Below are 21,429 nucleotides of genomic sequence, written 5' to 3'. Positions count from 1 at the left end.
GTTTTATGTCATCCGATTTCAAGATCAAAGTTCAAAGCTTTGGTCGTTTCCTCAGCAACATGGTGATGCCAAATATCGGCGCGTTTATCGCGTGGGGTATCATCACTGCATTGTTCATTCCGACAGGGTGGTTGCCTAACGAAACGCTGGCGAAACTTGTTGGCCCAATGATTACCTATCTCCTGCCGCTGCTCATCGGTTTCACCGGTGGTCGTCTGGTGGGCGGTGACCGTGGTGGCGTAGTGGGTGCCATCACGACCATGGGTGTTATCGTCGGTGCGGATATGCCGATGTTCCTCGGTGCAATGATTGCCGGTCCTCTGGGCGGCTGGGCGATTAAGAAATTCGACGTCTGGGTTGATGGTAAGATCAAATCCGGCTTCGAAATGCTGGTGAACAACTTCTCTGCGGGCATCATCGGGATGATCCTCGCGATTCTGGCGTTCCTCGGCATTGGCCCTGCGGTTGAAGTGCTGTCCAAAATTCTGGCGGCAGGCGTTAACTTTATGGTGGCGCACGACATGCTGCCGCTGGCGTCTATCTTTGTTGAACCGGCGAAAATCCTGTTCCTGAACAACGCCATCAACCACGGTATCTTCTCGCCGCTGGGTATTCAGCAGTCTCACGATCTCGGCAAGTCTATCTTCTTCCTGATTGAAGCCAACCCAGGTCCGGGTATGGGCGTACTGCTGGCGTACATGTTCTTTGGTCGCGGCAGCGCTAAGCAGTCTGCTGGCGGTGCGGCAATCATTCACTTCCTGGGCGGTATCCACGAAATTTACTTCCCGTACGTGCTGATGAACCCACGCCTGATCCTGGCCGTTATCCTTGGCGGTATGACCGGCGTGTTCACCCTGAGCGTGCTGGGCGGCGGTCTGGTGTCTCCAGCTTCTCCGGGTTCTATCCTGGCGGTGCTGGCGATGACGCCAAAAGGGGCGTACTTCGCGAACATCGCGGCCATCTGTGCGGCCATGGCCGTCTCCTTCGTGGTCTCTTCTATCCTGCTGAAAACCAGCAAAGTGAAAGAAGACGACGATATTGAAGCGGCGACCCGTCGTATGCACGACATGAAAGCCGAATCCAAAGGCGCAACCCCGCTGGCGGCTGGCGATGTGTCTAACGACCTGAGCCACGTGCGTAAAATCATCGTAGCCTGTGACGCCGGTATGGGTTCCAGCGCAATGGGTGCAGGCGTGCTGCGTAAGAAAGTGCAGGATGCGGGCCTGACCAACATCTCCGTCACCAACAGCGCCATTAACAGCCTGCCGCCGGACGTTGACCTGGTCATCACGCACCGCGACCTGACCGAACGCGCCATGCGCCAGGTGCCGCAGGCACAGCACATCTCGCTGACCAACTTCCTCGACAGCGGCCTGTACACCAGCCTGACCGAACGTCTGGTTGCGGCGCAGCGTCACGAAGACAACGAAGTGAAAGTGCGCTCAAGCCTGCAGGACAGCTTTGACGAAAGCAACGCCCACCTGTTCAAACTGGGTGCGGAAAACATCTTCCTCGGTCGCACAGCAGCAACCAAAGAAGAAGCGATTCGCTTTGCCGGCGAGCAGCTGGTGAAAGGCGGCTACGTTCAGCCTGAATATGTCGACGCAATGCTGGAACGCGAAAAACTGACGCCAACCTACCTGGGCGAATCCATCGCGGTTCCGCACGGTACGGTTGAAGCGAAAGATCGCGTCCTGAAAACCGGCGTCGTATTCTGTCAGTATCCGCAGGGCGTGCGCTTCGGTGAAGAAGAAGACGACATCGCCCGTCTGGTGATTGGTATCGCCGCTCGCAACAACGAGCACATTCAGGTGATTACCAGCCTGACCAACGCGCTGGACGATGAGTCTGTCATTGCGCGTCTGGCCAGCACCACCAGCGTGGAAGAAGTCCTGGCACTTCTTAACAAATAAGTCCTCTTCCCTCTCCCCTCTGGGGAGAGGGCTAGGGTGAGGGGAAAAAGTTCCTCACCCCAGCCCTCTCGGGTAAAAACATTGATGAAGGTTAACACTATGAAAGCATTACATTTTGGCGCAGGTAACATCGGTCGTGGTTTTATCGGTAAACTGCTGGCAGACGCGGGCATTACGCTGACATTCGCCGATGTGAATCAGGTGGTCCTGGATGCCCTGAATGCGCGTCATAGCTATCAGGTCCATGTAGTCGGTGAAAACGAGCAGGTTGAGACAGTATCCGGCGTCAACGCGGTCAGCAGCATCGGGGAAGACGTTATCGACCTGATCGCCAGCGTCGATCTGGTCACCACGGCCGTGGGTCCGGTCGTTCTTGAGCGCATCGCCCCAGCGGTTGCGAAAGGCCTGGCAAAACGTAAAGCGCAGGGCATCGACGCTCCGCTGAACATCATCGCCTGTGAAAACATGGTGCGCGGCACCTCGCAGCTGAAAGGCCACGTGCTCAACGCTGTAGCCGACGAAGACAAAGCATGGGTTGAAGCGCACGTTGGGTTTGTGGATTCCGCCGTGGATCGCATCGTTCCGCCGTCTGAATCCGCCACCAACGACCCGCTGGAAGTGACCGTGGAAACCTTCAGCGAGTGGATCGTGGATAAAACCCAGTTTAAAGGCGCCCTGCCGACCATTCCGGGAATGGAATTAACCGATAACCTGATGGCATTTGTCGAACGCAAACTCTTCACGCTGAACACCGGGCATGCTATAACCGCGTACCTCGGAAAATTGGCCGGTCATCAGACCATTCGTGATGCGATCCTCGATGAGAAGATCCGCGCGGTGGTGAAAGGGGCAATGGAAGAGAGCGGCGCGGTGCTGATCAAACGCTACGGGTTTGATGCTGATAAACACGCAGCATACATCCAGAAAATCCTCGGTCGCTTTGAAAACCCGTATCTGAAAGATGACGTTGAGCGCGTGGGCCGTCAGCCTCTGCGCAAACTGAGCGCGGGCGACCGTCTGATTAAGCCGCTGCTGGGCACGCTGGAATACGGCCTGCCGCACGCCAACCTGGTGAAAGGGATTGCCGCCGCGATGCACTACCGCAGCGAGCAGGACCCGCAGGCGCAGGAACTGGCTCAGCTGATTGATGACAAAGGCGCGCAGGCTGCGCTGGCGCAGATTTCCGGTCTGGACGCCAACAGCGACGTGGTTGTGGAGGCGGTTAACGCATACAACGCAACCAAATGATGCACAGTGAGGCGCAGGTTAACCTGCGCCCAGATAATAGATTGTCAGATATGCAGGCAATAATGGAACAAACCCAGGCCTTTGAAAATCGTGTGCTTGAGCGTCTGAATGCTGGCAAAACCGTACGAAGCTTCCTGATTGCCGCCGTCGAATTACTGACCGAGGCGGTGAATATTCTGGTGCTTCAGGTGTTTCGCAAAGACGACTACGCGGTAAAGTATGCTGTAGAACCGTTACTGGACGGAGACGGACCGCTGGGCGATTTATCCGTGCGTCTAAAGCTGATTTATGGTCTTGGCGTGCTCAACCGACAAGAGTATGAAGATGCGGAGCTGTTAATGGCGCTGCGCGAAGAGCTCAATCATGACGGTAACGAGTACACCTTTACCGATGATGAGATCCTGGGGCCCTTCGGCGAGCTGCACTGCGTCAGCGCGCTCCCTCCTGCTCCCCATTTTGATAACAGCGACCCTGAGCTCTACGCGATGCAAAAGCTGCGTTATCAACAGGTTGTGCGTTCCACGATGGTTCTCTCCCTGACTGAGCTGATTTCCCGAATCAGCTTAAAAAAAGCGTTTCAGAAGTAAGCCTGCTCACATTGGTGTATCCTTCCCTGTAAATTCCCCGTTTTCAGAGTTATTTGTCATGAAAGAAGTCGAAAAGAACGAAATTAAACGCCTGAGCGACCGCCTGGATCTGATCCGCCACCAGATGGCTGGCCTGTCACTGGTCGATTCCGCCGAGAAGTACGCCGAGCTGGAAAAAGAAGCCGCCACGCTGGAAACAGAAATCGAGCGCCTGCGCGAAGTGAAGGGCCAGAAGCTGAGCAAAGAAGCGCAGAAGCTGATGAACATGCCGCACCGCCGCGCGATCACCAAAAAAGAACAGGCCGACATGGGCAAGCTGAAGAAAAGCGTCCGTGGTCTGGTGGTGGTACACCCGATGACCGAGCTTGGCCGCGAAATGGGCCTGAAAGAGATGACGGGCTTTTGTAAGACCGCGTTCTGATACTTCCCCCTCTCCCTGTGGGAGAGGGCCGGGGTGAGGGCATCAGGCCCCACCCCGCTTCAAATTGGCCCAACCAATCCCCCTTTTCTTTCTTCCCCGGTTCACAATTCCATTATTTCCGCTCACAAACTCATTGCCTGACCATAACATTTGGTTAACCATTCATTGTCATTAACCCTACAACACAACATTGGCAGGACCACTTTTACACAACCTGTGACGCAGAGTTGAGCGGAGACTCACCCGCAGCGCAGGCTGTCTGGTCCCCAGGAGACCTGCATGAGCCTCTGGCAACAAAACTACGACCCGGCCGGAAATATCTGGCTGTCGAGCCTGATCGCATCGCTTCCGATCCTGTTCTTCTTCTTTGCGCTGATTAAGCTCAAGCTGAAGGGCTACCTCGCCGCGACGTATACCGTTGCTATCGCTCTGATGGTGGCGCTGTTCTTCTATAAAATGCCGGTCGATCGCGCGCTGGCCTCCGTCGTCTACGGTTTCTTCTACGGCCTGTGGCCAATTGCGTGGATCATCATCGCGGCGGTGTTTGTCTATAAAATCTCGGTGAAAACCGGGCAGTTCGACATAATCCGTTCGTCGATTCTTTCCATCACGCCGGACCAGCGCCTGCAGATGCTGATTGTCGGCTTCTCCTTCGGGGCGTTTCTGGAAGGTGCGGCAGGCTTTGGCGCACCGGTGGCGATCACCGCCGCGCTGCTGGTCGGTCTGGGCTTTAACCCGCTCTATGCCGCGGGCCTGTGCCTGATTGTGAACACCGCGCCGGTTGCATTTGGCGCGATGGGTATTCCGATTCTGGTGGCCGGACAGGTCACCGGGCTGGACAGCTTCGAGATCGGCCAGATGGTCGGCCGCCAGCTGCCCTTCCTGACCATTATCGTCCTGTTCTGGATCATGGCGATTATGGACGGCTGGCGCGGCGTGAAGGAGACCTGGCCTGCGGTGATGGTGGCGGGCGGTTCGTTCGCTATCGCTCAATACCTCAGCTCGAACTTCCTCGGCCCGGAGCTGCCGGACATCATCTCTTCGCTGGTGTCGCTGGTCTGTCTGACGCTGTTCCTGAAGCGCTGGCAGCCGGTGCGTATTTTCCGCTTCGCCGACATGGGCGCCTCGCAGGTTGATCAAACCCTGGCCCGTACGGGCTATACGGCAGGACAGGTGATCCGCGCCTGGTCGCCGTTCCTGTTCCTGACCGCAACGGTCACCCTGTGGAGCATCCCGCCTTTTAAAGCCCTGTTCGCCCCGGGCGGCGCGCTGTACGACATGGTGATTAACATCTCCGTACCGTTCCTCGACAAGATGGTCGCCCGTATGCCGCCGGTGGTGCACGCCGCTACGCCGTATGCCGCGGTCTATAAATTCGACTGGTTCTCCGCCACCGGTACCGCCATCCTGTTTGCCGCTATCCTTTCCGTGGTGTGGCTGCGCATGAAGCCTGCGGCCGCGGTGCAGACCTTTGCCGCGACCATTAAAGAGCTGATGCTGCCGATTTACTCCATCGGCATGGTGCTGGCGTTCGCGTTTATCTCGAACTACTCCGGCCTGTCATCGACGCTGGCGCTGGCGCTGGCCCATACCAGCCACGCCTTCACCTTCTTCTCGCCGTTCCTCGGCTGGCTGGGGGTATTCCTGACCGGTTCCGATACCTCGTCTAACGCCCTGTTTGCCGCGCTGCAGGCAACGGCAGCCCAGCAGATTGGCGTGTCGGATGTCCTGCTGGTGGCCGCGAATACCACCGGCGGCGTGACCGGGAAAATGATCTCTCCACAATCCATCGCCATTGCCTGTGCGGCGGTGGGACTGGTCGGTAAAGAGTCGGATCTGTTCCGCTTTACCGTGAAACACAGCCTGATATTCACCTGTATGGTCGGGGTGATCACCACCCTGCAGGCCTATGTCTTAACCTGGATGATCCCATGATAGTGATGCCCAGACGCCTGTCCGACGAGATTGCCTCTCGCGTACGGGCGCTGATTGAAGAACAACAGCTTGAAGCGGGCATGAAGTTGCCCGCCGAACGCCAGCTTGCCGCCCAGCTTGGCGTGTCGCGCAATTCACTGCGCGAGGCGCTGGCGACGCTGGTCAGCGAAGGCGTGCTGGTGAGCCGTCGCGGCGGCGGCACCTTTGTGCGCTGGCAGCATGACGACTGGTCCGAGCAAAACATCGTGCAGCCCCTGAAGACGCTGATGGAGAACGACCCGGACTACAGCTTCGACATCCTTGAAGCGCGTCACGCCATCGAAACCAGTACCGCCTGGCACGCGGCCATGCGGGCAACCGACGCCGACAAAGAGAAACTCATCGCCTGCTTTGAGGCCACGCAAAGCAGCGACCCGGACATCGCCTCCCAGGCGGACGTCCGTTTTCACCTGGCGATTGCCGAGGCGTCGCACAACGTGGTGCTGCTTCAGACCATGCGCGGGTTCTTCGACCTGCTGCAATCCTCCGTGAAGCAGAGCCGCCAGCGCATGTATCTGGTTCCGCCGGTTTTTGCCCAGCTCACAGAACAGCACGAGGCGGTGCTCAACGCCATTCTGGCCGGTGATGCCGAGGCCGCACGCAAAGCGATGATGGCGCATCTCGGTTTCGTGCACACCACCATTAAACGATTCGATGAAGACCAGGCCCGACAGGCGCGTATTACCCGTCTGCCTGGCGACAGTGATATTCCAGGGAGAACAAAGCATGATTATTTCAGCAGCCAGTGACTATCGCGCCGCGGCGCAGCGCATTTTGCCCCCGTTCCTGTTCCACTATATCGACGGTGGGGCGTATGCCGAATACACCCTGCGCCGCAACGTGGAAGATCTGTCGGAGGTGGCTCTGCGCCAGCGCGTGCTGAAGAATATGTCTGACCTGAGCCTTGAGACGAAGCTGTTCAACGAAACGCTCTCCATGCCCGTGGCGCTCGCGCCTGTAGGCTTATGCGGCATGTATGCCCGCCGTGGCGAAGTGCAGGCCGCCGCTGCGGCGGATGCCAAAGGCATTCCGTTTACGCTTTCCACCGTGTCCGTCTGCCCGATTGAAGAGGTAGCACCGACCATCAAGCGCCCAATGTGGTTCCAGCTGTACGTCCTGCGCGATCGCGGGTTTATGCGCAACGCGCTCGAGCGAGCCAAAGCGGCGGGCTGCTCCACGCTGGTCTTTACCGTCGATATGCCAACGCCCGGCGCGCGCTATCGTGATGCCCACTCCGGCATGAGCGGCCCGAATGCTGCGCTCCGTCGTTACTGGCAGGCCGTGACCCACCCACAGTGGGCGTGGGATGTCGGCCTGAACGGTCGGCCTCACGATCTCGGGAATATCTCGGCTTACCTCGGTAAACCGACCGGGCTGGAGGATTACATCGGCTGGCTGGCGAACAACTTCGATCCGTCGATCTCGTGGAAAGACCTGGAGTGGATCCGCGAGTTCTGGGACGGCCCGATGGTGATCAAAGGGATCCTCGATCCGGAAGATGCCCGCGACGCGGTACGCTTTGGCGCAGACGGGATTGTGGTATCTAACCACGGCGGACGCCAGCTTGACGGTGTGCTCTCTTCCGCACGCGCCCTGCCGGCCATCGCCGATGCGGTGAAAGGCGATATTGCGATCCTGGCCGACAGCGGCATCCGCAACGGGCTGGACGTGGTGCGAATGATTGCGCTGGGCGCCGACAGCGTGCTGCTGGGGCGCGCGTATCTGTATGCGCTGGCGACGGCGGGCCAGGCAGGGGTGGCGAATCTGCTCAACCTGATCGAAAAAGAGATGAAGGTAGCGATGACGCTGACAGGTGCAAGAACGATTAGCGAAATCAGTAAGGATTCTCTGGTGCAGGAGTTAAGCAAATTACCGGCGGCGCTGGCTCCCCTGGCTCAGGAAAACGCGGCCTGACCTTCTCCGATTAATCCCCCTTTCTCACGCGCCCGATTTTCCCCTCGGGCGCTTTTTTACGCCAAAAATAACATCCAGATAACATATTGGATAAGAAAATTTGACATCCCCCTGCCGCCCGCAATTGTATAGACAAGCAAATACAAGAACACAAAAACAACATCAGATTGGAGTGGAGCGTATGGCGTATTCAGGTAAGGTGGATATTCAGCAGGTGATCGATGAGAGTTCCTTTTCAGGGTTTCACTGGCTGCTCATTGTGCTGGGCTTTCTGGTTCTGGCGATCGATGGTTTTGATACGGCGGCGATGGGTTACATCGCGCCTACGCTGTCGGCAGAATGGGGGATACACAAACAGGATCTGGGGCCGGTGCTGAGCGCTGCGCTGCTGGGGCTGTCGCTGGGCGCGCTGATTGCCGGTCCGGTCTCGGACCGGATGGGGCGCAAGCGCGTGCTGGTCTTTTCGTGCCTGTTCTTCGGCCTTGCGAGCCTGGGGACGGCCTGGGCGCAAAGTCTGAATACGCTCACGCTGTGGCGCTTTCTGACGGGCCTGGGCCTCGGTGCCGCAATGCCTAACGCCATCACGCTGATCTCGGAGTTTGCCCCCCAGCGCTGTCGCGCCATGGCGATTAATACCATGTACTGCGGCTTCCCTCTGGGTGCGGCGGGCGGCGGCGCGATCTCTTCCTGGCTTATCCCCCACCACGGCTGGCGAAGCGTGCTGCTGACCGGGGCGATTGCGCCGCTGATTTTAACGCTGCTGCTGGCGCTGTTTTTACCGGAGTCCGTGAAGTTTCTGGTGCAGCGCGGGAAAGACGTCATGCAGGTCCGCCGCATCGCCAGCCGGTTCGCCCGCAGCACGCTGGATAGCGTCACGGGATTTTTCCTGGCGGAGGAGAAAGTCGCCTCTAAAAAAGGGAGCGTGTCGCAGCTCTTTTCCATGCCCTGGCTGCCCGGCACCCTGATGCTGTGGGTGACCTATTTTATGGGGCTGGTGATTTACTACGTCCTGCTAAGCTGGATGCCGACGCTGATGCAGGGGATGGGCTATGCTCTGGTGGAATCCGCCTGGCTCACCTCGCTGTTCACCTTCGGCGGCACCGCAGGCATTCTGCTCGCGGGCTGGATGATGGACCGCTGGGAAGCGCATAAAGTTGTCGCGTGTGGTTTCGTGCTGACAATGGGCCTTATTCTTTTACTGGGTATTGAGCATAACCATATCGCTCTGTTTGGTGGGCTGATTTTCCTGATGGGGATCGCGATGAACGGCGCGCAATCGGGCATGCAAACCCTGGCCGCCACCTTTTACCCTACCGAGTGCCGCGCGACGGGCATCGCCTGGATGCAGGGGATCGGCCGCTTTGGCGGCGTGGCGGGAACCATGACCAGCGCCCAGCTTCTCGCTATGCAGTGGCAGGCAGACAGTATTTTAATGATCCTCAGCGTTCCCGCTCTGGTGGCCGCTGCGGCAACCGTCTACAAAATGCTCTACAGCCGCTCGCAGGAACCCGGCGTCGCGTAGTTCCTCTCTTTTCTGCTATTCTGCCCCCGCAATTAAGGGGGCAGCATGCTTAACATCGTTTTATTCGAACCAGAAATTCCGCCAAATACCGGCAATATTATCCGCCTGTGTGCCAACACCGGTTTTCGTCTGCATATCATTGAGCCGATGGGCTTTACGTGGGACGACAAACGTCTGCGTCGCGCAGGGCTGGATTATCATGAATTTACCGCCGTCGTTCGCCATCACGATTACGCCGCGTTTCTGGAAGCCGAAAAGCCGCAGCGCATGTTCGCCCTGACCACCAAAGGCACGCCAGCGCATAGCGCCGTGAACTATCAGGCAGGTGACTATCTGATGTTTGGCCCGGAAACCCGCGGCCTGCCGGCCACGATCCTGGATGCCCTGCCCGCTGAGCAGAAAATCCGTATTCCGATGATGCCGGACAGCCGCAGCATGAACCTGTCGAACGCGGTGTCGGTGGTGGTGTATGAAGCATGGCGCCAGCTGGGGTATCCGGACGCCATTCTCAGAAGTTAAATGCCGTCACCATACTCGAACGTATGGTGAATGCCGTTGAAGTGCTGATCCATGTCCATGGAAGGCTTATCGCTGTCTGGTTTACCGACGATGCGCGCCGGTACGCCAGCGGCGGTGGTATGCGGCGGCACGGGCTGGAGCACCACGGAGCCTGCGCCGATCTTCGCGCCGCGCCCGACTTCAATATTGCCGAGGATTTTGGCACCCGCGCCAATCATCACCCCTTCACGGATTTTCGGATGGCGATCGCCGCTGGTTTTACCGGTACCGCCCAGGGTAACCGACTGCAGGATCGAGACGTCATCTTCAATGACCGCCGTTTCCCCGACGACAATCCCGGTGGCGTGGTCGAGCATGATCCCGCGGCCAATCTTTGCCGCCGGGTGAATATCGACCTGGAACGTCACGGAAACCTGGTTTTGCAGGAAGATCGCCAGCGCGCGGCGGCCTTCATTCCACAGCCAGTGGCCGATGCGGTAAGCCTGCAGGGCGTGGAAGCCTTTCAGGTACAGCAGCGGCGTAGAATATTTATCGACCGCCGGGTCACGGGTGCGCACGGCCTGAATATCGCAGGCGGCAGAGGCGATCATTTCCGGGTCTGCAGCGTACGCCTCTTCCACCACTTCACGGATGGCGATAGCAGGCATGATCGAGGAAGCCAGCTTGTTGGCGAGCATATAGCTCAGCGCGCTGCCGAGATTTTCGTGCTTGAGTAGCGTCGCGTGGTAAAAACTGGCCAGCATAGGCTCGCAGTCGGCCAGCGCCCGGGCTTCGGCTTTAATATTGTTCCAGACGATATCCAGTTCTTCACACGGCATTGCTTACTCCAGACGATAGTTAATGACCAGCCAGTTCTGCGCTGGCTGGGTCATTCAGGTGACAACGGTTCCGACTAGTTACTGCTGCGCTCGTCCTTGCGCGCACGACCTAATAAGGTCAATGCTGCCTCGCGCGCATTTTTTCCGCAATACAATACCTGATAAATTTCCTCGGTTATTGGCATTTCGACACCGAAACGGTGCGCCAACTCGCGGACTTCCCTGGTATTGCGGTAGCCTTCAACCACCTGACCAATCTTCTCCTGCGCGCCTTTAACATCGCTGCCCTGTCCGAGCATCATGCCAAAACGGCGGTTACGAGACTGGTTATCGGTACAGGTCAGCACCAGGTCGCCCAGGCCAGCCATCCCCATAAAGGTGGCCGGATCGGCACCCAGCGCTTCGCCCAGGCGGGACATTTCGGTCAGTCCTCGGGTGATCAGCGCCGTACGCGCATTGGCACCAAAACCAATGCCGTCTGACATTCCGGCACCAATCGCAATCACGTTCTTCACCGCACCGCCCAGCTGCACGCCGATAAAATCGGGGTTGCTGTAGACGCGGAAGCTCTTGCCGCAGTGCAGCAGCTGTTGAAGATCGTCTGAGAAGGCCTGATCGGTGGAGGCCAGCGAAATCGCCGTCGGCAGGCCAGCGGCCAGCTCTTTGGCAAAGGTCGGGCCGGAGATGACCGCCAGCGGGATCTCATCACCCAGCGCTTCACGGGCAACGTCCTGCAGTAGGCGTCCGGTTTCGGCTTCCAGTCCTTTTGTCGCCCAGACAATGCGCGCATCCGGGCGCATCAGCGGCTTAATCTGACGGAGCACGTCGCCAAATACATGGCTCGGGACCACAATCAGAATGTTGCGGCTGGCCGCCAGCGCGGTCGCAAGGTCGCTTTCAAGGTGCAGGGAGTCGGGGAACGGAACGTCCGGAAGAAACGCCACGTTACAACGGTCGCGTTGCAGCGTTGCGATATGTTTTGGATCGTGGCCCCAGAGAACCACTTCGTGACCATTTCTTGCCAGCGTGATGGCAAGAGCGGTGCCGTATGAGCCGGCACCGATCACAGTCATTGACGCATTAACAGTGCTCATCAGGCATCCTGATGTTGTTCAGCACCTTCGCCAGCTTGCTGCTGCAGATAGTTCATGAACAGCGCATCAAAGTTAACTGGCGCAAGGTTCAGTTGCGGGAATGTACCGCGAGAAACCAGGCTGGTGATGCATTCACGCGCATACGGGAACAGAATGTTCGGGCAGTACGCCCCCAGGCAATGCGCCATCTGGTTGCCTTCGATACCGCCGATAGAGAAGATGCCGCCCTGCTGTACTTCACACAGGAATGCAGTTTCTTCACCCAGAGATGCGGTAACGGTCACACGCAGCACGACTTCATACACGTCATCTGCCAGTTGGGTAGATGCGGTATCCAGATCAAGTTTAACCTCTGGCTGCCAATCTTTCTGGAAAACATGTGGCGCATTTGGCGCTTCGAAAGAGACGTCCTTGGTGTAGATACGCTGGATCTGGAAAGTCATCTCGGTGTTGTTTTGTTCTGACATGGAAATACCCTTTTTAATTGTCCTAAAGTCTCTTAGCTCAGCAGCGGATCGAGTCCACCACGGGCGTCGAGCGCATACAAGTCATCACAGCCGCCAATGTGCTGCGCATCAATAAAAATCTGCGGAACCGTCGTGCGACCACTACGTTTGATCATCTCTTCGCGTTTAATCGCGTCACCGTCGATCGGCAGTTCCTGGAACGTGACGCCTTTGCTGTTCAGCAGCGCTTTCGCACGATGACAGAACGGGCACGTCGCTTTGGTATAGATCTCAATATTGGCCATGACTGAACTCCTTATTTACCGCGTACCAAAGGAAGATTTTCCCCGCTCCAGCCGGAAATACCTTCTTTCAGCACCGTTACGTTTTCGAAGCCTGCTTTATGAAGCGCGCTGGCAGATTCCTGTGCCTGCATGCCGGTCGCATCGACAACGATAATCGGCTGGGCTTTGTGTTTCTCAAGCTCACCGACGTTGTTCGCTTTGATTTCAGCTGGCAGCAGGTTGATTGCGCCCGCAATGTGACCTTTACGGAAATCGTCACGCTGACGCAGATCGACCACGACGGCATCTTCTTTGTTGATCAGACGCGTCGCTTCACCACGGGTGATAACCTTAATTTTAGACGTCAGGCTCTTAAATGTGGTAAACAGCACAGCAGCCAGCAGGCCAATCCACGCGATGCTCAGAACCGGATGGCGGCTAACGAATTGCATAATTTCTTGCATGGAGGGTAACTACTCCCGACTAAGTGATAAAAAAAACCAGGACAGGAGTATACCTGTGCGTTCTGGCAAATACAGCCAGCGACCATAACCTAATCCATTTTCTGCGGCATGCCACCTAAAAAAATGCCTCAAAATGGTCTGGTGTACATCTTGCCCCTGCGCTTTCTTTGATCTTCTGCGGCTATTTGATCGATTCAGCTGTAGTAAAATTACGCAAATTTTGACTCTTGAGCATGAGGTTGTCGCAATGTCGGTTTCTAAAAAACCTATGGTACTGGTGATTCTGGATGGCTATGGCTACCGTCAAGATAGCCAGGATAACGCTATTTTCAACGCCAAAACCCCGGTCATGGATGCCCTGTGGGCGAAACGTCCGCATACGCTGATTGACGCGTCTGGCCTGGAAGTGGGCCTGCCGGACCGCCAGATGGGCAACTCCGAAGTCGGTCACGTAAACCTGGGCGCCGGGCGTATTGTGTATCAGGATCTGACGCGTCTGGACGTTGAAATTAAAGAACGCACCTTCTTCTCCAACCCAACGCTGTCTGGCGCGGTCGATAAAGCCGTTGCCGCTGGCAAGGCCGTACACATCATGGGCCTGCTCTCTGCTGGCGGCGTTCACAGCCACGAAGATCACATCATGGCGATGGTTGAACTGGCCGCCGAGCGCGGTGCGGAAAAAATCTATCTGCACGCCTTCCTGGACGGTCGCGATACGCCACCACGTAGCGCAAAAGGCTCTCTGCAAGCCTTCGAAGAGAAATTCGCCGCGCTGGGCAAAGGCCGCGTAGCGTCCATCATTGGCCGTTACTACGCTATGGACCGCGACAACCGCTGGGATCGCGTTGAACAGGCCTATGACCTGATGACCCTGGCAAAAGGTGAATTCCAGTTCGCGACCGCCGTTGAGGCGCTGGAAGCGGCCTATGCACGTGATGAAAACGACGAATTCGTGAAAGCGTCCGTGATTCGTGCTGAAGGCCAGGCCGACGCCGCCATGGAAGATGGCGACGCGCTGATCTTCATGAACTTCCGCGCTGACCGCGCGCGTGAAATCACCCGTGCGTTCGTCAACAGCGACTTCGACGGTTTTGCCCGTAAGAAAGTGGTAAACCTCGATTTCATCCAGCTGACTGAATACGCCGCAGACATCAAAGCGCCTTGCGCGTATCCGCCAGCATCTCTGGCAAATACCTTTGGCGAGTGGATGGCGAAGAACGACAAAACGCAGCTGCGTATTTCCGAAACTGAAAAATACGCGCACGTGACCTTCTTCTTTAACGGCGGCGTTGAAGAGCCGTTCAAAGGCGAAGACCGCATTCTGATCAACTCTCCGAAAGTCGCTACCTACGATCTGCAGCCCGAAATGAGCTCTGCAGAATTGACGGAAAAACTGGTTGCGGCCATCAAGAGCGGTAAGTACGACACCATCATCTGTAACTACCCGAACGGCGACATGGTTGGGCATACTGGGGTGATGGAAGCGGCAGTGAAAGCGGTTGAAGCGCTGGACCACTGCGTTGAGCAGGTAGCGAAAGCGGTTGAATCCGTTGGCGGCCAGCTGCTGATCACAGCTGACCACGGTAACGCTGAACAGATGCGCGACCCGGCGACCGGCCAGGCCCACACGGCTCATACCAACCTGCCTGTTCCGCTGATTTATGTGGGTGATAAATCACTGAAAGCAGTGGAAGGCGGCAAGCTTTCTGACATCGCGCCAACCATGCTGTCGCTGATGGGTATGCCGATCCCTGAAGAGATGACTGGTAAGCCGCTGTTCATCGTGGAATAATCGCTCCCCATGAGGGGAAAGGCGATTTTTTCAATCACATGGGTCGTGAATCCGCTTAGGTTATCAGTCAGACCTCTGTTTTACGCCAGCGCACTCAGCGCTGGCGTATTGCTGTGCGCCGCATCCGCCCACGCGGATGACCGCGACCAGCTGAAATCCATTCAGGCCGATATCGCTGCCAAAGAGCGTGCGGTACGCCAGCAGCAGCAGCAACGCTCCGCCCTGCTCGCCCAGCTTAAGCAGCAGGAAGAGGCGATCTCCGCCGCCACGCGTAAACTCCGAGAAACGCAAAACACCCTCGCCCAGTTGAATAAACAGATCGACGAGATGAACGCGTCGATTGCCAAACTCGAGCGCCAGCGTGACGCGCAGGAGCGCAATCTTGCCGCACAGCTTGATGCCGCATTCCGCCAGGGTGAACATACCGGACTCCAGCTGATCCTCAGCGGCGAAGAGAGCCAGCGCGGCCAGCGCCTGCAGGCCTACTTTGGCTATCTCAACCAGGCGCGTCAGGAGACGATCGCGCAGCTGAAGCAGACGCGCGAAGAGGTCTCCACGCAAAAAGCCGAGCTGGAAGAGAAACAGAGCCAGCAACAAACTCTGCTCTACGATCAGCAGGCCCAGCAGGCGAAGCTTGAGCATGCGCGCAACGAGCGTAAGAAAACCCTTTCCGGCCTTGAATCCTCCATTCAGGAAGGTCAGAGCCAGCTTAGCGAAATGCGCGCCAACGAATCAAAACTGCGTAACAGCATCGCCCGTGCGGAAGCGGCGGCGAAAGCGCGCGCCGAAAAAGAGGCTCGCGAGGCGCAGGCCGTTCGCGATAAGCAGCAGGAAGCGTCCCGCAAAGGCACTACCTACAAACCAAGCGAGAGCGAACGTTCCCTGATGTCGCGTACCGGCGGTTTGGGCTCTCCTCGCGGTCAGGCTTTCTGGCCCGTTCGCGGTTCAATTCTGCATCGCTATGGCGAACAGCTGCAGGGTGAGCTACGTTGGAAAGGAATAGTTATCGGTGCGTCTGAAGGTAGCGAAGTAAAAGCCATTGCCGATGGCCGCGTGATTCTGGCCGACTGGCTGCAGGGTTACGGACTGGTGGTGGTGGTCGAACACGGTAAAGGTGACATGAGCCTTTACGGCTACAACCAGAGCGCGCTGGTCAGCGTCGGCACGCAGGTGCGCGCAGGCCAACCCATCGCCCTTGTGGGCAGCAGTGGCGGTCAGGGCCGCCCGTCACTCTATTTCGAAATTCGTCGCCAGGGTCAGGCGGTCAATCCACAGCCGTGGTTGGGAAGATAAGTTTTGCTTCAATTTCGTCGAATGGTTTTCTCCGTCGTCAGCGCGCTGGCGCTGGCTGCACCAGTATACGCAGGTAAACTCGCTATCGTGATTGATGACTTCGGTTATCGTCCGCACTATGAAAATCAGGTGCTGGCGATGCCGTCGGCCATCTCTGTCGCCGTCCTTCCAAATGCGCCCCACGCGCGTGAGATGGCGACCAAAGCCCATAACAGCGGTCATCAGGTGCTGATCCACCTGCCGATGGCCCCGCTCAGCAAGCAGCCGCTGGAAAAAGACACTCTGCGCCCGGACATGAGCAGCGAGGAGATCGAGCGCATCATCCGCGACGCCTACAACAAAGTGCCGTATGCCGTAGGGCTGAACAACCATATGGGCAGCGCGATGACATCAAGCCTGTACGGGATGCTCAAAGTGATGCAGGCGCTGGAGCGTTACAACCTCTACTTCCTCGACAGCATGACCATCGGCAACAGCCAGGCGATGCGTGCCGCTCAGGGAACCGGCGTAAAGGTGATTAAGCGCAAGGTGTTCCTGGATGATACCCAGAACGAAGCCGATATCCGCATGCAGTTTAATCGCGCGGTACAGCTGGCCCGCCGCAATGGCTCAGCCATCGCCATCGGTCACCCGCACCCGTCTACCGTTCGCGTCCTGCAGCAGATGCTGCCGACCTTGCCTGCCGATATCACGCTGGTGCGTCCGAGCGATCTGCTGAACGAGCCGCAGGTAGATACCTCTACACCAAATTCTGCGCAGCCCGTCCCGACAGCGCCGCGTAATCCGTTCCGCGGCGTGAAGCGCTGTGTACCGAAGCAACCGCCTGAACCGGTCTATGCGACCCGCTTCTTCTCCGTCATCGGAGACAGCATCAGTAACAGTACCCTGGTGAAATACGTCCAGCAGCAGTGGCAGGGATGGGGTAAGAAAGCCTGACGCTTATTTCGCAATCTGAGAGTCCGTCTGCTCGTTAGCAACGGACTCTTTTTTTTCCTGATGCTGATACCAGGATTTGAAATACTTCAAAAAGCTATAGGCTGTGGCATACAGTCCCGTCGCCACCCCCACTTTGCCCTTACGCCAGGCGCCGCTAAACAGATACCATTTGAAAAAAGCCCCGATGGCGCTGATTACGCCGCGCCCTATAGAGGGCCGTATTTTTTGATGTTGAACCAGGCGGGTTGTATAACAATTTAATTTGTTAAAAAGCTCATGCAGCGTGGGAAACGTATCATGTTTTACATAACCCGGAATACGTTCACAACGGAGAAAACCTTCGACCTGATCGTCTACCGGCCTGTTATTAAACCGGGACTGTTTACGATTAAAAAGACGCACAGGATAATCAGGGGATGAAACTGGATAAATCGTCCGGACTTCTTCACCCAGAACAAACCAGTGGCGGCATATTCGCCATGCCATTCCGGGGTCTGGCTCATCGCCTGCTTTTAACGTTAAAACGGCATTAACCGTTTCCTGGTCAAGAATTTCGTCGCTGTCGATGCACAGGACCCAGTCATTGCTGGCTAAGGATATGGCATGGTTCATCTGCTCGCCATGCCAGCTAAATTTTTTATAGACAGGTAGCAGTCCAAAACTTTCACAAATATATCGTGTTTTGTCCGTACTGCCAGAATCGACCACGACAATTTCATCCGCTATTTTCAAAAGAGGCGGGATAACATCGTGCAATAATCTTTCAGAATTAAACGTTAATAAGCAGACCGTTATTTTAAACATTCTCCCACTCTCAATAGCAGCCTAAATTAATATTATTAATACTATATAAATGAGTAGAGACGATTAAAGTCCTGAATCACACTTTTCAAATAAGCACGCTTGAAATTTTGTCTAATTCTCAAGAGCAATAAAATAGAAAAATCTATTTTATTTCAACAGATTCTTTATAATGCAGTCAGATGAAGGGTAGCACACGGATTCAGACATGCCGCACAAAAGTAAAATTCTCCTCCTGGATACGGGTAAAGAATGGGGGGGAGGCACCAACAGTATGCTTGAGCTCCTGAAGCGAATCAATCGCGATAAATTCGATATTACCTGTTGTTTTTACAGTGATTATAGTCGTGCTGAAGGTGAGACAATTGGCCAGGTGCTCAACGGCATCGGCATCCCGCTCATCGTGATCCCTCAACGTCCGCAGCCGGTCTGGGCCAAATTGTTGAAGGAAGCGGGACGTAGCCTGCTGTTTTTCTCACGCAGCGCCCGCAAGGCATTGACGCGTCACGTGGATATCATGTGGCGCATCAGGCCTAACGTCAGCAAAATCGAGACCCTTTTCACGCAGGGTGGTTTCGATACGCTCTATATGAATAACCAGCCGGGCTCAAACGAGGAAGGCTATCTGGCGGCGGCGAACCTGCAGGCGCGGTTGATCCAGCACTGCCGCATTGAGCCCGTTTTAACCCCGCCGCTGGTAAAGCTGGTTAATGCCCATGCCACAAAAATCATCGCCGTCTCGCACGGCGTTGAACGCGTGTTGCTTCAGCATGGCGTCCGGCCCGAACTGTGTACGACGGTCAATAATGCCATCGACATCCACCAGCCTTTACCTGACCGACGCGCAATGCGCCAGCGCCTGAATATTGATGACGACACGTTTGTGTTCGGCAGTATTGGGTCGTTAATCCCTCGCAAAGCCAACCACCACACGCTGGAGGCGCTGGCACAGTTCAGCCAGAAGCATCCCCAGGCGAAATGGAAAATGGTGCTGGTCGGTGAAGGTGCCGAACGCCGCGCTTTAGCGGAACAGGCCCGAGCGCTGGGAATTGAAAACCACGTCATCTTCACCGGTTTTCAGAATACCCCATTTGATTACCTCGCTACGTTTGACGCCTTTATTCTGGCCTCAAAAAGCGAAGGGCTGCCGCGCGTGGTGCTGGAAGCGATGCTTCTCAATATCCCCGTGATTGGCTCTCAGGTGACCGGCACGGCAGAGTTGATTGATCATGATTCGACAGGGCTGCTCTTCCCCTGGAGCGATGTTTCACAGCTTGCACAGCATCTGGACAATATCTGGGCAGACGCGGATCTGCGGGCTCGACTGGCTGCGGCTGCATACCAGAACGTCTGTCATACCTATGCCATCGAAAACTATGTCAGCGGTGTCGAAGCCGTGCTTGGCGCGCACTAACCAAACGAGATAACTATGTTTAAATTTCTTAATGCTCGCTATCGTCATATCACCGGGCGACACAACATTCCTTACAGCTCTCTGCCCGTGACGGGCGCGCTTGCTGCGGTGGATTCTATTGTGATTCCGTGTACCGGCGCAGATTTCGTCGAAGAAGCATTACTCTCTGCCACCTTCGCGGAACGTTATGCCACCGGGGTAAGCGAAATCGTCATCGTCAGCGACCAGCCTGAATCCGCCTTTGGGGTACTGCCGCCTAAAACCCGCGTAGTGACGCTAAATCTTCCCGTTCGTGAGGAAAGCTACCGCTATAAGCAGATCTACCTCAGCCGTCTGGTGAAGCTTAACGCCCCGCTGCAGGCTCGCGGTGAAGGGGTATTGATGATCGATTCCGATCTCAACCTGCTCAAGATGCCCGAGATCAACATGGCCGATATGCACATTTACTCCAGCTTCCGTCAGGGCAAAATGATTGCCAAGCTGGACGGTGCGCCAGAGGAAAAAGTGCCGGCGTATTACAAGGAGACGGTGCGCCCGTATCTGGTCGATCACGTTAACGGCGCGTTTCTTGCGGCAACCAAAAAAACCTGGCGCCGTATCTGTCCGCTATGGCTGACGCTGTTCCAGGATACCTGGGAGCTGATGGACGACACGCAGCCGCCGACCGATCAGCTGCCGCTCGCCGCGCTGCTGGACATGCTGGATTTAAAAACGGTTAACCTGGGTGACTGGATGAACTGGCCGGTCTCGAAAAAAATTGGCGGTCAGGAAGCCGTTGTACCGAAAGAGGTGATTGGCGCGCACGGCGGCTTCCCTCTCTCTGAATGGCAGAAGTACCTTGAATCGCCGGATAACAAACTGCTGTTCAAAGGTCAGGACTACACCCGCAAGGTGCGTTACCTGACGGACGAAGAGAAAAAGAAGCAATAAAATAAGGGGCCTGAGGCCCCTTTTTGATTACTTATCCCAGCTCAGGATCACTTTTCCTGACTGGCCGGAACGCATCGCGTCGAAGCCCTGCTGGAACTCATCGATGGAGAAACGGTGAGTAATAATCGGGGACAGATCCAGACCGGACTGGATCAGCGCCGCCATCTTGTACCAGGTCTCGAACATCTCGCGGCCATAGATGCCCTTGATGAACAGCCCCTTGAAGATGACTTTGTTCCAGTCGATAGACATGTCTGACGGCGGAATACCCAGCATCGCGATACGGCCACCGTGGTTCATGGTGTCGAGCATGGTGCGGAACGCCGGTGGCGCACCGGACATCTCCAGACCCACGTCAAAGCCTTCGGTCATGCCCAGCTCTTCCATCACGTCGGTCAGGCTCTCTTTCGAGACATCCACCGCGCGGGTGACGCCCATTTTGCGTGCCAGCGACAGACGGTATTCGTTCACGTCGGTGATCACAACGTTGCGCGCGCCCACGTGCTTGGCCACAGCAGCGGCCATAATGCCGATTGGGCCCGCGCCGGAGACCAGCACGTCTTCACCGACCAGGTCGAAGGAGAGCGCCGTGTGCACCGCGTTGCCGAACGGGTCGAAGATGGAGGCCAGGTCGTCAGAGATATTGTCCGGAATTTTGAACGCGTTAAACGCCGGGATCACCAGGTATTCCGCGAAGCAGCCCGGGCGGTTTACGCCCACGCCAATGGTATTACGGCACAGGTGCGTACGCCCGCCGCGACAGTTACGGCAGTGGCCGCAGGTAATATGGCCTTCACCGGAGACGCGGTCGCCAATTTGGAAGCCTTTCACTTCCTGGCCGATACCCACCACTTCACCGACATATTCGTGACCGACAACCATCGGTACCGGAATGGTTTTCTGCGACCACTGGTCCCAGTTGTAGATGTGAACGTCAGTACCGCAGATGGCGGTTTTACGAATTTTGATCAGCAGATCGTTATGACCGACTTCCGGCTCCGGCACGTCGGTCATCCAAATCCCTTCTTCCGCTTTCAGTTTGGATAACGCTTTCATCAC

At 56.5% G+C, this 21,429-nt stretch carries 21 protein-coding genes; 14 read left to right on the top strand and 7 right to left on the bottom strand.

The window, feature by feature from the left end; translation table 11 throughout:
• The first annotated feature begins 5 nt into the window (after positions 1–5).
• The 9 genes from UR289_RS18610 to trmL all read left to right on the top strand — a co-directional run bounded on the left by UR289_RS18610 (position 6) and on the right by trmL (position 10,098).
• Positions 6–1,913 carry a PTS mannitol transporter subunit IICBA gene (locus tag UR289_RS18610; protein WP_023309922.1) on the top strand — a complete coding sequence of 636 codons (1,908 nt, stop codon included), beginning with the start codon at positions 6–8 and terminating at the stop codon, positions 1,911–1,913.
• A gap of 99 nt (positions 1,914–2,012) precedes the next feature.
• Positions 2,013–3,161, top strand: a complete 1,149-nt coding sequence (mtlD, locus tag UR289_RS18605) for a mannitol-1-phosphate 5-dehydrogenase (RefSeq protein ID WP_320711236.1) — start codon at positions 2,013–2,015, stop codon at positions 3,159–3,161.
• The gene (mtlR, locus tag UR289_RS18600; RefSeq protein WP_045887681.1) at positions 3,158–3,748 is read left to right on the top strand and encodes a mannitol operon repressor MtlR; all 591 of its coding nucleotides are present in this window, start codon (positions 3,158–3,160) and stop codon (positions 3,746–3,748) included. Before mtlD ends, mtlR begins: the two co-directional genes overlap by 4 nt.
• A gap of 58 nt (positions 3,749–3,806) precedes the next feature.
• On the top strand, positions 3,807–4,169 hold the full coding sequence (locus tag UR289_RS18595; RefSeq protein ID WP_010436679.1) for a YibL family ribosome-associated protein: 363 nt from the start codon (positions 3,807–3,809) through the stop codon (positions 4,167–4,169).
• A 279-nt stretch (positions 4,170–4,448) separates the two neighbouring features.
• On the top strand, positions 4,449–6,104 hold the full coding sequence (lldP, locus tag UR289_RS18590) for an L-lactate permease (RefSeq protein ID WP_032650757.1): 1,656 nt from the start codon (positions 4,449–4,451) through the stop codon (positions 6,102–6,104).
• The gene (lldR, locus tag UR289_RS18585) at positions 6,101–6,892 is read left to right on the top strand and encodes a transcriptional regulator LldR (RefSeq protein ID WP_320711234.1); all 792 of its coding nucleotides are present in this window, start codon (positions 6,101–6,103) and stop codon (positions 6,890–6,892) included. The genes lldP and lldR overlap by 4 nt, the downstream gene beginning before the upstream one ends.
• Positions 6,870–8,057 (top strand): FMN-dependent L-lactate dehydrogenase LldD, encoded by a 1,188-nt coding sequence (gene lldD, locus UR289_RS18580; protein ID WP_048975588.1) that lies wholly within the window; start codon positions 6,870–6,872, stop codon positions 8,055–8,057. Before lldR ends, lldD begins: the two co-directional genes overlap by 23 nt.
• 181 nt (positions 8,058–8,238) lie before the next feature.
• Positions 8,239–9,579 carry an aromatic acid/H+ symport family MFS transporter gene (locus UR289_RS18575; protein ID WP_320711231.1) on the top strand — a complete coding sequence of 447 codons (1,341 nt, stop codon included), beginning with the start codon at positions 8,239–8,241 and terminating at the stop codon, positions 9,577–9,579.
• Between the two features lie 45 nt (positions 9,580–9,624).
• On the top strand, positions 9,625–10,098 hold the full coding sequence (gene trmL, locus UR289_RS18570) for a tRNA (uridine(34)/cytosine(34)/5-carboxymethylaminomethyluridine(34)-2'-O)-methyltransferase TrmL (RefSeq protein ID WP_320711229.1): 474 nt from the start codon (positions 9,625–9,627) through the stop codon (positions 10,096–10,098).
• Here the strand turns inward: trmL and cysE are convergent.
• The 5 genes from cysE to UR289_RS18545 form a co-directional block, all read right to left on the bottom strand.
• Positions 10,095–10,916 (bottom strand): serine O-acetyltransferase, encoded by an 822-nt coding sequence (gene cysE / locus UR289_RS18565; protein WP_008502718.1) that lies wholly within the window; start codon positions 10,914–10,916, stop codon positions 10,095–10,097. The two genes, trmL and cysE, sit on opposite strands and share 4 nt — an antisense overlap.
• A 74-nt stretch (positions 10,917–10,990) precedes the next feature.
• On the bottom strand, positions 10,991–12,010 hold the full coding sequence (gene gpsA / locus UR289_RS18560) for an NAD(P)H-dependent glycerol-3-phosphate dehydrogenase (RefSeq protein WP_033147029.1): 1,020 nt from the start codon (positions 12,008–12,010) through the stop codon (positions 10,991–10,993).
• Entirely contained in the window at positions 12,010–12,477 is a 468-nt protein-coding gene (gene secB, locus UR289_RS18555; protein WP_003860835.1) for a protein-export chaperone SecB, read from the bottom strand. Before secB ends, gpsA begins: the two co-directional genes overlap by 1 nt.
• 32 nt (positions 12,478–12,509) lie before the next feature.
• Positions 12,510–12,761, bottom strand: coding sequence for a glutaredoxin 3 (gene grxC / locus UR289_RS18550; RefSeq protein WP_023309914.1), 252 nt, complete (start codon positions 12,759–12,761; stop codon positions 12,510–12,512).
• A gap of 11 nt (positions 12,762–12,772) precedes the next feature.
• Positions 12,773–13,204, bottom strand: coding sequence for a rhodanese-like domain-containing protein (locus UR289_RS18545; protein ID WP_023309913.1), 432 nt, complete (start codon positions 13,202–13,204; stop codon positions 12,773–12,775).
• Between the two features lie 247 nt (positions 13,205–13,451).
• Here UR289_RS18545 and gpmM point away from each other — a divergent pair, with 247 nt between their 5' ends.
• From gpmM to UR289_RS18530, 3 genes are read left to right on the top strand one after another with little or no spacing between them, the layout of a single operon-like run.
• Positions 13,452–14,996: a 2,3-bisphosphoglycerate-independent phosphoglycerate mutase gene (gene gpmM / locus UR289_RS18540; RefSeq protein WP_320711227.1), complete on the top strand. Its 1,545-nt coding sequence runs from the start codon at positions 13,452–13,454 to the stop codon at positions 14,994–14,996.
• Between the two features lie 33 nt (positions 14,997–15,029).
• Positions 15,030–16,289 carry a murein hydrolase activator EnvC gene (gene envC, locus UR289_RS18535; RefSeq protein ID WP_320711266.1) on the top strand — a complete coding sequence of 420 codons (1,260 nt, stop codon included), beginning with the start codon at positions 15,030–15,032 and terminating at the stop codon, positions 16,287–16,289.
• 3 nt (positions 16,290–16,292) lie between these two features.
• Positions 16,293–17,225 (top strand): divergent polysaccharide deacetylase family protein, encoded by a 933-nt coding sequence (locus tag UR289_RS18530; protein WP_047651778.1) that lies wholly within the window; start codon positions 16,293–16,295, stop codon positions 17,223–17,225.
• Between the two features lie 3 nt (positions 17,226–17,228).
• On the opposite strand, the gene UR289_RS18525 is transcribed toward UR289_RS18530, so the two are convergent.
• Positions 17,229–18,029, bottom strand: coding sequence for a glycosyltransferase family 2 protein (locus UR289_RS18525; protein ID WP_039261118.1), 801 nt, complete (start codon positions 18,027–18,029; stop codon positions 17,229–17,231).
• 205 nt (positions 18,030–18,234) lie between these two features.
• On the opposite strand from UR289_RS18525, the gene UR289_RS18520 reads away from it, so the two are divergent.
• Together UR289_RS18520 and UR289_RS18515 are read left to right on the top strand one after the other, a co-directional pair.
• Positions 18,235–19,440, top strand: a complete 1,206-nt coding sequence (locus tag UR289_RS18520; protein WP_320711224.1) for a glycosyltransferase — start codon at positions 18,235–18,237, stop codon at positions 19,438–19,440.
• 15 nt (positions 19,441–19,455) lie between these two features.
• Positions 19,456–20,370, top strand: coding sequence for a hypothetical protein (locus UR289_RS18515; RefSeq protein ID WP_069303478.1), 915 nt, complete (start codon positions 19,456–19,458; stop codon positions 20,368–20,370).
• A gap of 27 nt (positions 20,371–20,397) precedes the next feature.
• Here UR289_RS18515 and tdh read toward each other — a convergent pair whose 3' ends face one another.
• Positions 20,398–21,426 carry an L-threonine 3-dehydrogenase gene (gene tdh, locus UR289_RS18510; RefSeq protein ID WP_023309906.1) on the bottom strand — a complete coding sequence of 343 codons (1,029 nt, stop codon included), beginning with the start codon at positions 21,424–21,426 and terminating at the stop codon, positions 20,398–20,400.
• Between the last annotated feature and the right edge of the window lie 3 nt (positions 21,427–21,429).

Source organism: Enterobacter sp. 302C9 (genome assembly GCF_034106085.1).
GTDB classification, from domain to species: Bacteria; Pseudomonadota; Gammaproteobacteria; order Enterobacterales; family Enterobacteriaceae; genus Enterobacter; species Enterobacter asburiae_B.
Note: the sequence above shows the minus strand (reverse complement) of the source record. Positions and strands in the feature narration are given on the sequence as shown.

What these genes read in the sequence shown, in the direction of transcription:
- UR289_RS18520 (WP_320711224.1), top strand. Translation starts at nt 18,235, where the DNA reads ATGCCGCACAAAAGTAAAATTCTCCTCCTGGATACGGGTAAAGAATGG.
- trmL (WP_320711229.1), top strand. Translation starts at nt 9,625, where the DNA reads ATGCTTAACATCGTTTTATTCGAACCAGAAATTCCGCCAAATACCGGC.
- UR289_RS18515 (WP_069303478.1), top strand. Translation starts at nt 19,456, where the DNA reads ATGTTTAAATTTCTTAATGCTCGCTATCGTCATATCACCGGGCGACAC.
- UR289_RS18575 (WP_320711231.1), top strand. Translation starts at nt 8,239, where the DNA reads ATGGCGTATTCAGGTAAGGTGGATATTCAGCAGGTGATCGATGAGAGT.
- lldR (WP_320711234.1), top strand. Translation starts at nt 6,101, where the DNA reads ATGATAGTGATGCCCAGACGCCTGTCCGACGAGATTGCCTCTCGCGTA.
- UR289_RS18610 (WP_023309922.1), top strand. Translation starts at nt 6, where the DNA reads ATGTCATCCGATTTCAAGATCAAAGTTCAAAGCTTTGGTCGTTTCCTC.
- mtlD (WP_320711236.1), top strand. Translation starts at nt 2,013, where the DNA reads ATGAAAGCATTACATTTTGGCGCAGGTAACATCGGTCGTGGTTTTATC.
- secB (WP_003860835.1), bottom strand. Translation starts at nt 12,477, where the DNA reads ATGTCAGAACAAAACAACACCGAGATGACTTTCCAGATCCAGCGTATC.
- gpmM (WP_320711227.1), top strand. Translation starts at nt 13,452, where the DNA reads ATGTCGGTTTCTAAAAAACCTATGGTACTGGTGATTCTGGATGGCTAT.
- cysE (WP_008502718.1), bottom strand. Translation starts at nt 10,916, where the DNA reads ATGCCGTGTGAAGAACTGGATATCGTCTGGAACAATATTAAAGCCGAA.
- gpsA (WP_033147029.1), bottom strand. Translation starts at nt 12,010, where the DNA reads ATGAGCACTGTTAATGCGTCAATGACTGTGATCGGTGCCGGCTCATAC.
- UR289_RS18595 (WP_010436679.1), top strand. Translation starts at nt 3,807, where the DNA reads ATGAAAGAAGTCGAAAAGAACGAAATTAAACGCCTGAGCGACCGCCTG.
- lldP (WP_032650757.1), top strand. Translation starts at nt 4,449, where the DNA reads ATGAGCCTCTGGCAACAAAACTACGACCCGGCCGGAAATATCTGGCTG.
- tdh (WP_023309906.1), bottom strand. Translation starts at nt 21,426, where the DNA reads ATGAAAGCGTTATCCAAACTGAAAGCGGAAGAAGGGATTTGGATGACC.
- lldD (WP_048975588.1), top strand. Translation starts at nt 6,870, where the DNA reads ATGATTATTTCAGCAGCCAGTGACTATCGCGCCGCGGCGCAGCGCATT.
- mtlR (WP_045887681.1), top strand. Translation starts at nt 3,158, where the DNA reads ATGATGCACAGTGAGGCGCAGGTTAACCTGCGCCCAGATAATAGATTG.
- grxC (WP_023309914.1), bottom strand. Translation starts at nt 12,761, where the DNA reads ATGGCCAATATTGAGATCTATACCAAAGCGACGTGCCCGTTCTGTCAT.
- UR289_RS18525 (WP_039261118.1), bottom strand. Translation starts at nt 18,029, where the DNA reads ATGTTTAAAATAACGGTCTGCTTATTAACGTTTAATTCTGAAAGATTA.
- UR289_RS18545 (WP_023309913.1), bottom strand. Translation starts at nt 13,204, where the DNA reads ATGCAAGAAATTATGCAATTCGTTAGCCGCCATCCGGTTCTGAGCATC.